The 13,395-nt window shown below is 31.3% G+C and carries 12 protein-coding genes; 8 read left to right on the forward strand and 4 right to left on the reverse strand.

Features of this window, described 5'->3' with window-relative positions:
* Window positions 1-111 precede the first annotated feature (111 nt).
* The 8 genes from lpxB to ACD570_RS00140 are packed head-to-tail and all read left to right on the forward strand — an operon-like array spanning window position 112 to window position 7,823.
* A complete protein-coding gene (gene lpxB / locus ACD570_RS00105; RefSeq protein ID WP_417904291.1) occupies window positions 112-1,206 on the forward strand; it encodes a lipid-A-disaccharide synthase in 1,095 nt (364 codons plus the stop codon).
* Window positions 1,207-1,217: 11 nt separating this feature from the next.
* A complete protein-coding gene (gene greA, locus ACD570_RS00110) occupies window positions 1,218-1,703 on the forward strand; it encodes a transcription elongation factor GreA (protein ID WP_200281335.1) in 486 nt (161 codons plus the stop codon).
* Between the two features lie 2 nt (window positions 1,704-1,705).
* Window positions 1,706-2,464: a metallophosphoesterase gene (locus tag ACD570_RS00115; RefSeq protein ID WP_417904292.1), complete on the forward strand. Its 759-nt coding sequence runs from the start codon at window positions 1,706-1,708 to the stop codon at window positions 2,462-2,464.
* On the forward strand, window positions 2,457-3,410 hold the full coding sequence (locus tag ACD570_RS00120) for a chemotaxis protein (RefSeq protein WP_200281332.1): 954 nt from the start codon (window positions 2,457-2,459) through the stop codon (window positions 3,408-3,410). The genes ACD570_RS00115 and ACD570_RS00120 overlap by 8 nt, the downstream gene beginning before the upstream one ends.
* Window positions 3,411-3,413: 3 nt before the next feature.
* Complete coding sequence (locus ACD570_RS00125) at window positions 3,414-5,687, forward strand: hybrid sensor histidine kinase/response regulator (RefSeq protein WP_200281329.1); 2,274 nt, start codon at window positions 3,414-3,416, stop codon at window positions 5,685-5,687.
* Window positions 5,688-5,691: 4 nt separating this feature from the next.
* Window positions 5,692-6,216: a chemotaxis protein CheW gene (locus ACD570_RS00130; RefSeq protein WP_137621902.1), complete on the forward strand. Its 525-nt coding sequence runs from the start codon at window positions 5,692-5,694 to the stop codon at window positions 6,214-6,216.
* Window positions 6,216-6,839: a phosphoserine phosphatase SerB gene (serB, locus tag ACD570_RS00135; protein WP_200281325.1), complete on the forward strand. Its 624-nt coding sequence runs from the start codon at window positions 6,216-6,218 to the stop codon at window positions 6,837-6,839. The genes ACD570_RS00130 and serB overlap by 1 nt, the downstream gene beginning before the upstream one ends.
* A complete protein-coding gene (locus ACD570_RS00140; RefSeq protein ID WP_417904293.1) occupies window positions 6,840-7,823 on the forward strand; it encodes a transaldolase in 984 nt (327 codons plus the stop codon).
* On the opposite strand, the gene ACD570_RS00145 is transcribed toward ACD570_RS00140, so the two are convergent.
* From ACD570_RS00145 to ACD570_RS00160, 4 genes are all read right to left on the reverse strand, one after another.
* Window positions 7,809-8,231, reverse strand: a complete 423-nt coding sequence (locus tag ACD570_RS00145; RefSeq protein ID WP_417904294.1) for a Sua5 YciO YrdC YwlC family protein — start codon at window positions 8,229-8,231, stop codon at window positions 7,809-7,811. The genes ACD570_RS00140 and ACD570_RS00145 overlap by 15 nt on opposite strands.
* 6 nt (window positions 8,232-8,237) lie before the next feature.
* Window positions 8,238-11,507 (reverse strand): carbamoyl-phosphate synthase large subunit, encoded by a 3,270-nt coding sequence (gene carB, locus ACD570_RS00150; RefSeq protein WP_417904295.1) that lies wholly within the window; start codon window positions 11,505-11,507, stop codon window positions 8,238-8,240.
* A 101-nt stretch (window positions 11,508-11,608) separates the two neighbouring features.
* Window positions 11,609-12,358 (reverse strand): rod shape-determining protein MreC, encoded by a 750-nt coding sequence (gene mreC, locus ACD570_RS00155; RefSeq protein ID WP_200281300.1) that lies wholly within the window; start codon window positions 12,356-12,358, stop codon window positions 11,609-11,611.
* Window positions 12,348-13,388 carry a rod shape-determining protein gene (locus ACD570_RS00160; RefSeq protein WP_137623335.1) on the reverse strand — a complete coding sequence of 347 codons (1,041 nt, stop codon included), beginning with the start codon at window positions 13,386-13,388 and terminating at the stop codon, window positions 12,348-12,350. Before ACD570_RS00160 ends, mreC begins: the two co-directional genes overlap by 11 nt.
* Between the last annotated feature and the right edge of the window lie 7 nt (window positions 13,389-13,395).

A 13,395-nucleotide genomic window follows, 5' to 3' on the forward strand; every position in this document is an offset into this window, starting at 1 on the left:
TTTATTTATTGACAATAATTATTAATAATATATGATTTTAATTTTCAAGCAAATTCTTTAAGTGAAAATTAGCTATGATTCTTTTTCTAAAAATTTAAAAGAGGGTAAAAAATGAAAACCTTTCTCGTTTGTGCCTTAGAACCTTCAGCAAATTTGCACTTAAAAGAAATTTTAAAAGCCTATAAAAATGAGTATAGAGAATTTGATTTAGTAGGAATTTATGACGAAAACTTATGTGATGAGTTTAATCTAAGCTCAAAACCCCTCTACAGCTCACACGAATTTAGTGCTATGGGTTTTGTAGAGATCTTACCTCTTATCTTTAAGGCAAAACGCGCGATAAAAGAGCTTGTGAATTTAGCTTTTACTCAAAAAATTGATGCAATTTTGTGCATAGATTCTCCCGCTTTTAACATCCCTTTTGCGAAAGCTTTAAAAAAAGCAAATTCTAAAATAAAAAGAATTTATTATATCTTGCCTCAAGTTTGGGCATGGAAAAAAGGAAGAATTCCCATCATAGAAAGTCACTTTGATGTTTTAGCTTCTATCCTACCTTTTGATGATCAATTTTTTAGCAAAAGTATTTACGTTGGACACCCGCTTTTAGACGAAATCAAAGAATTTAAAGATGAAAAAGATGCACAAATTCTACTTTCAAAAAAAGAAAGTGAAAAAATCGTTGCTTTTTTACCTGGATCAAGAAGAAGTGAAATCAAACGCTTAATGCCTATTTTTAAAGAGCTTTCTAAAAATTTTCAAGGTAAAAAGATCCTTTGTATCCCTCCTTTTAATCTTAATAAACTCGATATTTATGGCGATATTAGCGAATTTAAAATAGAGAGTAATACACCTAAAGTTTTAAAAAAATCAGATTTTGCCTTTATTTGCAGCGGCACAGCAACTTTGGAGGCGGCTTTGGTCGGAACTCCTTTTGTGCTTGCTTACAAGGCAAAGGCGATTGATATTTTTATAGCAAAGCTTTTTGTGAAATTAAAACACATCGGTCTTGTAAATATTTTTTGTGATTTTGCAGGAAAAGAAGAATTAAATCCTGAATTCTTGCAAAATGAAGTCAATGTAGAAAATTTATATCAAGCTTATCTTAAATACGATTATAAGAGTTTTTTTGCTAAAGTTAATTTTTTAAAACAATATTTAAAATTTGGAAGTGCAAAAAATTTAGCTAAAATACTTGATGAAAATTAAAAGGATAAATTATGCAAAAAGAACCAATGAGTCAATTTGGATATGATAAATTAGTTGCTGAATTAAAAGACTTAAAAGACAATCAACGCCCAGCAGTCGTCATAGAAATCGACACTGCAAGAAGTCATGGGGATCTAAAAGAAAATGCAGAATACCACGCGGCTAGAGAAAAACAAGCCTTAATTGAAAGTCGCATAGCAGAACTTAGCGATTTGCTAGCTCGTGCGCAAGTTATAGACCCTGCAAGTTATGAACACGATAGCGTAAAATTCGGATCTAGTGTTGTGATTATGGATTTAGATACTGAAAAAGAAAGTAAATACACTCTTGTTGGAATTTGTGAAGGAGATCTTGATAAAGGTTATATTTCCATTGCTTCACCTATAGCAAAAGCCATGCTTGGAAAAAAAGAAGGCGATGAATTTAAAGTTCGCTTACCTAAAGGTGAAAGTGAATTTGAAATCATTTCTATTAGCTATGAACCTTTGAAATTCTAAGGATGCAAGAATTAATCCTAAAAGATAAAGCAATTTTAATTGCCGATGCACATGAAAATACTCAACGAAGAGGTTTTTGGAAATTTCTACAAGCTTTGAAAAATAATGAAATTTCCACACCTCAACTTATCTTAATGGGTGATATTTTTGATCTGCTTATCGGAGAAATTTCTGCTACTCATGATTTTGCAAAACCTTATATTTATCTGCTTGAAGAATTAGCACAAACTATAGAAATTATTTATCTTGAAGGAAACCATGATTTTAATCTTTCTTGCTTTTTTAAAAAAGTAAAAATTTTTCCTATAAAAACGCAACCTTTAAAACTTAAATTGCATACAAGTAAAGTTAAAAATGAAAATTCTTATATTTTTTTAGCACATGGAGATATTTTTTTATCTCCATGCTTACAAATTCTTTTAAAAAGCCTTAGAAATCATTATTTACTTGTATTTTTAAATTGGATAAATCAAATTAGTTTTCATGCTATATCAAAAAAAATCTTAAAAAATCAAAATCAAAAAAATCTATTTTATAAAATTCAAAATTTTGAAAATTTAGCTAATGAAAGATATCTCAAATACAATAATTTAGGCTCTTGGGTATGCGAGGGACATTATCATCAAAATTTTATTCTTAACAAAAAAAACATTAAATATTTTAATCCTGATAATTTTGCACATAAGGAAAGTTTTTTTTTAGTAGAATACAAACAAGAAATTGAATTTCGAGAACAGAAATTGAGGGGTCAAAATGTTTGATGAAAATATCGTGAAAACGGGTTCAAATGAAATGGAGCTTGTCGATTTCCGTATCTTTAAGCAAGGACAAGATAAGATTTATGAAGGAATTTATGGAGTAAATGTCTCTAAAGTTAGAGAAATTATCAAAATTCCAACTCTTACAGAACTTCCAGGGGTACCTGAATATATCGAAGGAATTTTTGATCTTCGTGGTATTGTTATTCCTGTAGTTAATCTTGCAAAATGGATGCAAATCACTGAGCCAGAAAGTACTATGCTAAAACCTAGAGTAATTATTACCGAATTTAGCAATATTCTTATAGGCTTTATCGTTCATGAAGCTAAAAGAATTCGTCGTATTAATTGGAGAGATATAGAACCAGCAAGTTTTTCAGCAGGTTCTGGTGCCTTAGATAAAGGTAAAATTACTGGGGTTACACGTATAGAAAATGATGAAGTATTATTAATACTTGATTTAGAAAGCGTGATAGAGGAACTAGGAATTTATTCACCTAAAACCGATGTTGATTATAAATTAGAAAAATTTAGCGGAACAGCACTTATCTTAGACGATAGCTTAACAGCTAGAAAACGTGTAAAAGATATGATGCAACAATTAGGTTTGCAAGTTATCGAAGCTAAAGATGGTGTTGAAGGTTTAAATAAACTTGAAGAACTTAGTCAAGTTTATGGTGAAAATTTATGTGATATTTTAAAAATTATAATTAGTGACGTTGAAATGCCTCAAATGGATGGCTTCCATTTTGCAGCACGTCTTAAGGATGATGCACGTTTTAAAGATATTCCAATTGTCTTTAATTCATCATTGTCAAATGAGTTTATGAATGAAAAGGGTGTCCAAGAAGCTGGTGGAGAAGGCTATTTGGTTAAATTTAATGCTAGTGATTTCTTTAGCGAAATAACTAAAGTTTTAAAAAAACACCAATCACAAGAACAGGGGTAAAATATGGAAGATATGCAAGAAATACTTGAAGACTTTTTAGTTGAGGCTTTTGAGCTAGTTGAGCAAATCGACCATGATTTGGTAGAACTTGAATCAAATCCAGAAGATTTAGAATTACTTAATAGAATTTTCCGTGTTGCACATACAGTAAAAGGCTCATCAAGCTTTTTAAATTTTGATGTTTTAACAAAATTAACCCATCATATGGAAGATGTTTTAAATAAAGCAAGACACGGGGAATTAAAAATCACTCCAGATATCATGGACGTAGTTTTAGAATCTATTGATAGAATGAAAACTTTGCTTAACTCTATCCGTGATAATGGAAATGACACAGCCATAGGCATGGATATAGATCCAATTTGTACAAGATTGACGGCTATTTCAGAAGGAGAAGCTCCAGTTGGAAATTCAGCTCCAGTGGAAGAAAAACCAGTGGAAACTCCTAAAGAAGAGCCTGCGCAAGAGCCAGAAGTGGATGTTAATCAATTAAGCGATTCTGAAGTGGAAGCTGAAATCGAAAGATTATTAAAAGTAAGAAAAGCTGAAGATCAAGCTCGTCGCGCGCAAAAAAAGAAAAGTGCAACAACACCAACTCCACAAAAAACAGATAGCGGTGGTGAAAAAAAGGTTCCAGCATCAAGTAGTGGCGGTGGTATGGATCAAACTATACGTGTTGAAGTTAAAAGATTAGATCATTTGATGAATTTAATTGGAGAGCTTGTTCTTGGCAAAAACCGCTTACTTAAAATTTATGATGATGTTGAAGAGCGTTATGAAGGTGAAAAATTCCTTGAGGAACTTAACCAAGTTGTAAGCCAACTTAGCATTATTACAACTGATGTTCAATTAGCAGTTATGAAAACCAGAATGCAACCTATTGCAAAAGTTTTCAATAAATTTCCAAGGGTTGTTCGAGACTTAAGTCGTGAGCTTGGCAAACAAATAGAGCTTGAAATTTCTGGTGAAGAAACAGAACTTGATAAATCTATTGTTGAAGAAATTGGCGATCCAATTATGCATATGATTAGAAATTCTTGCGACCATGGAGTAGAAGATCCAGCAACTCGTGTAGCTAATGGCAAACCTGAGAAAGGTATAGTCCAACTTAAAGCTTACAATGAAGGAAATCATATAGTTGTTGAAATCACTGATGATGGTAAAGGACTTGATCCAAATGGCTTAAAAGCAAAAGCTATGGAGAAAAATTTGATCACAGAAAGAGAAGCGGATCAAATGACAGACAAGGAAGCCTTTGCACTTATTTTTAAACCAGGTTTTTCAACTGCAGCTAAAGTTACCAATGTTTCTGGACGTGGCGTTGGTATGGACGTTGTTAAAACCAATATTGAAAAACTCAATGGTGTTATTGAAATTGATAGTGAATTAGGTAAAGGAAGCACTTTTAAACTTAAAATTCCTCTTACTTTGGCAATCATTCAATCTTTACTTGTTGGAACTCAAGAGGAATTTTATGCTATTCCTTTGGCAAGTGTTCTTGAAACAGTTAGAGTGCCGGTTGATGATATTTATACCATTGAAGGTAAAAATGTATTACGCTTAAGAGATGAAGTCTTATCTCTTGTAAGGCTTTCTGATGTATTTGGCGTCAAACAAGTACTTGAAAGTGGCGATCAAACCTATGTTGTAGTTATCGGTGTAGCTGAAAGTAAGCTTGGTATTATAGTGGATACACTCGTAGGACAAGAAGAAATTGTTATCAAGTCTATGGGAGAATATTTACAAAATATACAAGGTATAGCTGGAGCTACAATACGTGGTGATGGTAGAGTAACATTAATCATTGATGTAGGTGCTATGATGGATATGGCCAAAGAAATCAAAGTTGATATTAAAGCTCAACTCGAAGCTAGTTCTAAAAAGGTAAAAGAACAACCAAGCGATTATAAAGTTTTAATCGTAGATGATTCTAAAATGGATAGAACTTTAATGCAAAAAGCATTAGAACCGCTTGGAGTAAGTTTAATCGAAGCAACTAATGGAGCTGAGGCGCTTAATATTGTTAAATCTGGCGAATACGATATCGATGCTATGCTTATAGATATTGAAATGCCGAGAATGGATGGTTATACCTTAGCAGCTGAAATTAGAAAATATTCTAAATATCGCAATTTACCACTCATAGCTGTAACCTCTAGAACAAGTAAAACAGATCGTTTAAGAGGGGTAGAAGTAGGTATGACTGAGTATATTACAAAACCTTATTCTCCAGAATATTTGGAAAATGTGGTGAGAAAAAATTTAAAACTAGGATAAGAATATGAGTAATGAAAAATTAGAGCAAATATTGCAAAAACAGCAAACTCAGATAGCTGGTCCTGATATCGATCAAAAAGAAGATGATATTATTCAACTTGTTGGATTTGTGGTTGGAGATGAAGAATATGCTATTCCAATCCTTAATATCCAAGAAATTATTAAACCTATAGAATATACAAGGGTTCCAAGTGTACCTGATTATGTTCTAGGTGTATTTAATATGCGTGGTAATGTTATGCCTCTTATTGACTTAGCGCAACGATTTCATTTAGGTAGTTCAAAAATGACTCCTCAAACTCGTTATATCGTTTTAAGAGGTTCAACTGACGCGGGTAGCAATGCTTCTGGCAATGCGGGTTTTGTGATAGATAGATTAACAGAAGCTATCAAAATTCACAGAAACCGCATTGATCCGCCACCTGAAACTTTATTGAAAGAAAAAGGTATGATATATGGCATCGGCAAAAGAGATGAAAATATCTTAACCATCTTAAAAGTTGAAGCCTTACTTAAACGTGAATTTTAATGATAAAGCTTTGTATTTTTGATTTTGATTCCACTTTGATGGATGGCGAAACTATAGATATTTTAGCTGATTCTTATGGTGTAGGTGATAAAGTAAAAAATATCACTTACACAAATTCTAACGAACAACTTGATTTTTTTGAAATTCTTGTTAAAAAAGTATCTTATCTTAAAGGCATGTCTTATACAAAAACTTTAGAAATAGGACAAAAACTTCCCTTGATGAATGGAGCTTATGAACTCTGCGAATTTTTAAAATCTAAAAATATATTTTTAGTAATTTTTAGCGGTGGTTTTTATGAAGGTATTAACCCAGCTATGCAAAAATTAAATATTGATTTAGGTTTTGCTAATCATCTACATCATAAGAATAATATTCTTACTGGATGTGTAGGCGGAGAAATGATGTTTTTAAATTCTAAAGGATTAATGCTTCAAAAACTTAAAAAAATGCTTTGCTTAAAAAATGAAGAAGTTATGTGTGTTGGAGATGGCTTTAATGATATCGCTATGTTTGAGGAAAGTGGCTTAAAAATTGCATTTTGCGCCAATAAACTTTTGCAATCTAAAGCCGATATTTGTATAAATAAAAAAGATTTAAAAGAAATAATAAAGGCTATATAAATGAAAAATTTTTCTTTATGGTGTGATTTTATTGAAAATAGTTTTTTAGATCATGATTTTTTAAACCTTTTATCTCTTGGGATTAATGGTGCAACCTCTAATCCAGCAATTTTTAAAAATGCTATTTTAAATTCTCCAATTTACCAAAGCAAAATTGCTGCTTTAAAAGGTAAAAAAGCAAAAGAAATTTACGAAGAACTTGCTATTTGCGATATTAAAAAGGCTGCTGATAAACTTGCCCCTTTATTTTATCAAAAAAATGATGGTTTTATTAGTATAGAAATAGATCCAAGATTTTATGATAATACTGCTTTAAGTTTAGGAGAGGCAAAAAAACTTTATACAGCTATCGCTAAAGAAAATGTTATGATTAAAATTCCAGCAACTAAAGCTTCTTATGAAGTCATGTATGAACTTATGAAAAACGGTATCAATGTAAATGCGACACTAATTTTTTCACAAGAACAAAATAAACAATGCTTTGAAGCTCTTAACCAAGGCTTGATAGAATTTAGAAAATCTCAAGCTCACTTAAAAGGAAATCTAAATACTCCAAAAGCTGTAATTAGTATCTTTGTAAGTCGCTTTGATAGACTCTTAAATGCAAAAGCAAAAGAACAAAATCGCATAGGCATCTTAAATGCAAATTTAGCCTATAATTATATTGTAAGTCAAAATGAACCTAATATCCGCGCACTTTTTGCTAGCACTGGAGTAAAAGGAGATGATCTATCAAAAGATTATTATATTAAAGAACTTCTTTTTGAAAACAGTGTAAATACTGCTCCACTTGATGCTATAAAAGCATTTAATTGGGAATATAATTTTAAAAATACCTTAAATGATACAGAAATTAAAACACAACTTAATCAAATAATCGCAGAAAATGAGTTAAAACAATCTTATGATATTTTATTGCAAGAAGGTTTAGAGCAATTTTGTATAGCTTTTGAAGAAATTTTAAAAGCTTTATCGGATTTTTAGTTTTCTTTTCCCTCTAATTTTTAATATTTTAGAGGGAGTACTTTCAAAAAAAAATTGATCTAAAATCACATCAGCTACGCTTTTAGCCCATATTTCATCAAATTTTTTTCCATGTTTATTTGCAGAACTAGAATAAAAAAAACCATTTTGAGACAAAAATTTAGCATGTTTACAATCTTTAACAATACGAATAGCTTGATGATTAGGATAAATAAAAGTAGTTTTCTTAGCACGGCGCACTAAATTTTTAAAACCTTTTGGCACCCTTGTAAGATTTTGTAACTCACTTAACTTTGCTGAAGTAATAAGACAAGGCTTATCTTTATCTCTGCCTTTTAAGATATTAATTTCTTCTAAATTTTTACTTAAAAAACCAGCTGTCGTATCTGTTTGCGCTAAATAGATCATGGATTTTTAAGCTTTTAAATGTTCTTGTAAGCTTTTTATTTCCAAATAAGTTTTTTCCTGTATAGCTTTAATTGATTTAGCACCTGCCATAGCTGAACGTAAGTTGGTAAAATATGGAATTTTAAAGCGTATAATATTTTCACGGATTTTTTTCGTATCTCCTTGAAAACTATGACTATCACTTGTATTAATCACCAGATTAATTTCACCATTTTTTAATTTATCCTCAACATTTGGACGACCTTCAGAAATTTTATGCACAAGTTCACAATCAAAACCATTGGCTTGTATTTCTTTACAAGTTCCACTCGTTGCTATTAATTTAAAACCTAATTTAGCATACTCTGTAGCAATTTTTTTAGCATACTTCTTATCCTTTTCTTTTAAAGAAATAAATACAACTCCACTTTCTGGCAAATGATTAAATGACGCAATTTGACTTTTTGCAAAAGAATTAGCAAAATCTTTACTAATCCCCATTACTTCACCAGTAGAACGCATTTCAGGTCCAAGCTCCAAATCGCTACCACTTAGCTTTGCAAATGGAAAAACCGCTTCTTTCACGCTAACATATCTTAAAGCCTTAGGTTGTAAAATTTTACGTGCAAAATCAACAACTTTAAAACGATCATAAAATTTTAAAGCTTCTTTTAGATCACCTTGCCACATAACTCGCGTTGCAATTTTAGCTAAAGGAAGACCTGTAGCTTTGCTGACAAAAGGCACAGTTCGACTCGCTCTAGGATTAACTTCTATGATATAAAGTTCGTTATTATAAATAGCAAATTGGATATTTAAAAGTCCAACAACTCCTAAATTTAAAGCTATATCTGCTGTTTTTTCTGAAATTAAGCTTTGCATTTTTTCATCAATATTGCAAGGTGGTAAAGAACAAGCACTATCACCAGAATGAACTCCTGCTTCTTGAATATGTTCCATAATTCCAGCAATATAAACATATTTTCCATCGCAAATTGCATCCACATCAATTTCTGTAGCATTATCTAAATATTGATCAATTAAAACTGGACTTTTATCGCTTACACTTACTGCTTCTTGCATATAAATTCGAAGTTCAGATTCATTGCTTACTACACGCATAGCTCTACCGCCTAAAACATAACTTGGACGAACTAAAACTGGATAACCGATTTCTCCCGCTTTTAATACTGCTTCTTCTACTGTAATTGCTGTAGAATTTTTAGGCTGATTAATACCTAATTTTTCAATAAATTCAGCAAATTTCTTTCTATCTTCAGCCATATCGATCACTCTTGCACTAGTTCCTATAATTTTGGCCCCAAAAGCACTTAAACGCTTAGCAAATTTTAATGGAGTTTGACCACCAAAATGCACAATAATTCCATCAGGTTTTTCTCGCTCAATTACAGCTCTTAAATGTTCAAAATCAATAGGTTCAAAATACAAAATATCACTCGTATCATAATCAGTTGAAACAGTTTCTGGATTGCAATTATACATAATAGTTTTTATTCCCATATCTTTTAAAGCAAAAGAAGCATGTACACAAGCATAATCAAATTCTATGCCCTGTCCTATACGATTTGGCCCACCTCCTATAATCATAACTTTTTTTTCTTTTTTATCTCTTGCTTCTTGTTTGCTTTGAGTTAATTCACTCGCATTAATACTGGAATAAAAATAAGGGGTTAAAGCTTTAAATTCGCCCGCGCAAGTATCCACTTCGCTAAATTCTGCTATAATTTTATGTTTTATTCTTGCATAATAAATATCATTTTGACTAAGTTCTAAATTGTCTTTCAAATTAACTTGTAATGCGATCATCTTATCAGAAAAGCCCATAGTTTTTGCTTTTCTTAAAAGAATTTTATCATTTAAAATATCCATGTCAATTTGTTTTTCAAAATCTACAATTTCTTTAATTTGAGATAAAAACCAAGGATCTATGTTGCTTAATTCATAAAGATCTTTTATATTAAATCCTTCTCTAAAAGCTTGTGCAATATAAAGCAATCTTTTTTCATTAGGATTTCGAATTTTAAATATAAGGTCATTTCTATCTTCAAATTTAATCTCATCAAATCCACTCAAAGATCTTTCTAAAGAGCAAAGTGCCTTTTGGATACTTTCCTTAAAAGTCCGTCCTATAGCCATCACCTCACCCACACTTTTCATTGCTGTACCTAAAGTTGCATCTGCATTTGGAAATTTTTCAAAAGTAAAACGAGGAATTTTCGTAACAATATAATCAAGTACAGGTTCAAAACTGGCTGGTGTCCCTGTAATATCATTTTTTATCTCATCTAAAGTAAAACCAACCGCTAAAAGAGTAGCCACTTTTGCTATAGGATATCCTGTTGCTTTACTTGCCAAAGCACTTGATCTTGAAACCCTTGGATTCATTTCTATAACTATCATCCTGCCATTTTTTGGATTGACAGCAAATTGGACATTACTTCCGCCAGTGTCCACTCCAATTTCACGTAAAATAGCAAAAGAAGCATTTCTCATAACTTGATATTCTTTATCAGTCAAGGTAAGAGCGGGCGCTACAGTGATACTATCACCCGTATGCACTCCCATAGGATCAAGATTTTCTATGCTACAAACAATGATACAATTATCATTTTTATCACGTATAACCTCCATCTCATACTCTTTCCATCCAAGTAAACTTTCCTCTATGAGAATTTCATGTATAGGAGATAAATCTAAAGCTGTATTAGCAAGATCTTTAAATTCATCCATATTATAAACAACGCCACTTCCAGCACCGCCTAAAGTATAAGAAGCACGTATCATTAAAGGAAAACCGATTTCATCAACAGCTTTTAAAGCATCATCATAATTATACGCATACATCGATTTTGGCAAATCCATACCAATTTTTTTCATACATTCTTTAAAAACTTGACGGTCTTCTCCCTTTTTAATTGCTTCAGGATTAGCACCCAAAAACTTAATATTATTTAAAAATCCACTCTCATAAACTTCCATTGCAACATTAAGTGCTACTTGTCCACCCATGGTAGGCAAAATAGCATCAATGTTTTCTTTTTTAATAATATTTAAAATATTTTCTTTTGTAATAGGTTCTATATAAGTTGCATCTGCAAATTCTGGATCTGTCATAATGGTTGCAGGATTGGAGTTAATAAGCACGATACGATAGCCTAATTCTTTTAAGGTTTTAGCTGCTTGAGTCCCAGAATAATCAAACTCACAAGCTTGTCCTATAACAATAGGTCCACTTCCTATAAGTAAAATATTTTTTATATCGGTTCTTTTTGGCATAAATCCTTCCTAAGTAGCGTAAATTTAGCCATAATTATAACAAATTTTACTTTGAGTTTTGATATATTTTTTTAAATTTATAAGAAGAAAAAATTCTTTAATTATACACTATCGACAATATAAAGATAGGCAGGAATATTGATTTTAACATAAGGTTTTACTATAACACTTTTATAAATTTCTCCATTATTAATTTCAATCACTTTACCCACTGGAATATCTGAAAAAAATATATTATCAAGTCCACTAGTTAAAATTTCATCCCCTATATGTATTTTTGCAGATTTTGAAATAAAATTAACTATAATCTTACCATTTTCACCTTGAAGAAGTCCAGGAATTTTATCTTTTCCTATATAGACTGCAAAAACACATTTTTCATCACCCTGTAAAATTGCCATAGCCCTATCATTTTTATTTATAGCAATACCGGCTGTATATCCTTGATAGATTAAACCTTTATTTTTATCAGGAGGAACTCTAGCAAAATCAAGCCACAATCTCTTATAATCATTTAATCGTACATAAGAAATAGCTCTTGTTAAAGAAACTTGAGGTAAATATTTGGTTGAATTTTTATCCTCCAAAATTCGATTGAGTTGATTAGCAAAACTTGTGGTTAAAACTGCCATATATTCTAACTCTCGATTTCTAGCTTTGAGTTTTTCAATTTGCTCTGCTTGATTAAAATGTTTAGAAAATTCTTCAGAAATAAAATCCTTGATTCCGTAAAATTTTTCTATAACTACATCATTTACAAAAAGAATATTTTTTTTAATCAACCCTCCGTAATAAAAAGATATAAATATTAAAAAAAATAAAATAAGAATAAAAATGAGCTTATTCTTCATTAGTTAGTTGTTGCAAAATTGAAATTTCTTCCAATGCTTTACCTGTTCCCTTAGCCACAGCCAAAAGTGGTTCATCAGCAATATATACTGGCAAACGAACAATCTCTGAAAGATATTTATCAAGACCACGAATTAAAGCTCCTCCTCCAGTTAAAACAACTCCATTTTCAACAATATCACTTGCTAAATCAGGTGGCATCATTTCAAGAACCATTTTTAAAGCATCTGCTATTTCTTTAAGTTGTTCTCTCATCGCTTCTCTGATATCTTCGCTTGTAAGCTCTATACGGCTTAAAAGTCCGCTCACTTGATCTCGACCTTTAACTACCATAGAAAGTTCTTTTGGAAGTTGAATAGCCGATCCTATTGTAATTTTTATTTCTTCTCCCGTTCTTTCCCCGATAATTAAATTATATTTTTCTTTAACATAATTTACAATACTCATATCTAATTTATCGCCAGCTGTTCTAATCGATTTTGAAATTACAAGACCGCCTAAAGAAATTACACCAATTTCAGTTGTTCCACCACCTATATCCACAACTAAACTTCCTTTAGGTTCATCAATAGGTAAATTTGCTCCTATAGCTGCTGCCATAGGTTCCTCTATTAAAAATACTTCTCTAGCTCCAGCACTTAAAGCACTTTCTCTAACCGCTTTTCTTTCAACTTGAGTTAAACCATAAGGAACTGAAATAATAATTCTAGGACGTAAAAAAGACTTTCTTCTATGAGTTTTTTCTATAAAATATCGAATCATCTTTTCAGTGATATCAAAATCAGCAATCACTCCATCTTTCATTGGACGAATAGCTTCTATATTTCCAGGAGTTTTACCTACCATATCTTTAGCTTCTTTTCCTACAGCTAAAATTTTAGCCTTGGCACCATATTTTTCACGCTCAACCGCAACAACAGAAGGCTCATTAATAACAATACCCTTATCTTTAACTAAAATAAGAGTATTGGCCGTTCCAAGATCTATACCCATATCGCTCGAAAAAAATCCTATAAGTTGATCTAAAATCATCATATTC

The sequence above is a fragment of the Campylobacter sp. LH-2024 genome (genome assembly GCF_048270605.1).
GTDB classification, from domain to species: domain Bacteria; phylum Campylobacterota; class Campylobacteria; order Campylobacterales; family Campylobacteraceae; genus Campylobacter_D; species Campylobacter_D molothri.

What these genes read in the sequence shown, in the direction of transcription:
- ACD570_RS00160 (WP_137623335.1), bottom strand. Translation starts at nt 13,388, where the DNA reads ATGATTTTAGATCAACTTATAGGATTTTTTTCGAGCGATATGGGTATA.
- carB (WP_417904295.1), bottom strand. Translation starts at nt 11,507, where the DNA reads ATGCCAAAAAGAACCGATATAAAAAATATTTTACTTATAGGAAGTGGA.
- ACD570_RS00145 (WP_417904294.1), bottom strand. Translation starts at nt 8,231, where the DNA reads ATGATCTATTTAGCGCAAACAGATACGACAGCTGGTTTTTTAAGTAAA.
- ACD570_RS00130 (WP_137621902.1), top strand. Translation starts at nt 5,692, where the DNA reads ATGAGTAATGAAAAATTAGAGCAAATATTGCAAAAACAGCAAACTCAG.
- ACD570_RS00115 (WP_417904292.1), top strand. Translation starts at nt 1,706, where the DNA reads ATGCAAGAATTAATCCTAAAAGATAAAGCAATTTTAATTGCCGATGCA.
- lpxB (WP_417904291.1), top strand. Translation starts at nt 112, where the DNA reads ATGAAAACCTTTCTCGTTTGTGCCTTAGAACCTTCAGCAAATTTGCAC.
- ACD570_RS00120 (WP_200281332.1), top strand. Translation starts at nt 2,457, where the DNA reads ATGTTTGATGAAAATATCGTGAAAACGGGTTCAAATGAAATGGAGCTT.
- ACD570_RS00125 (WP_200281329.1), top strand. Translation starts at nt 3,414, where the DNA reads ATGGAAGATATGCAAGAAATACTTGAAGACTTTTTAGTTGAGGCTTTT.
- ACD570_RS00140 (WP_417904293.1), top strand. Translation starts at nt 6,840, where the DNA reads ATGAAAAATTTTTCTTTATGGTGTGATTTTATTGAAAATAGTTTTTTA.
- serB (WP_200281325.1), top strand. Translation starts at nt 6,216, where the DNA reads ATGATAAAGCTTTGTATTTTTGATTTTGATTCCACTTTGATGGATGGC.
- mreC (WP_200281300.1), bottom strand. Translation starts at nt 12,358, where the DNA reads ATGAAGAATAAGCTCATTTTTATTCTTATTTTATTTTTTTTAATATTT.
- greA (WP_200281335.1), top strand. Translation starts at nt 1,218, where the DNA reads ATGCAAAAAGAACCAATGAGTCAATTTGGATATGATAAATTAGTTGCT.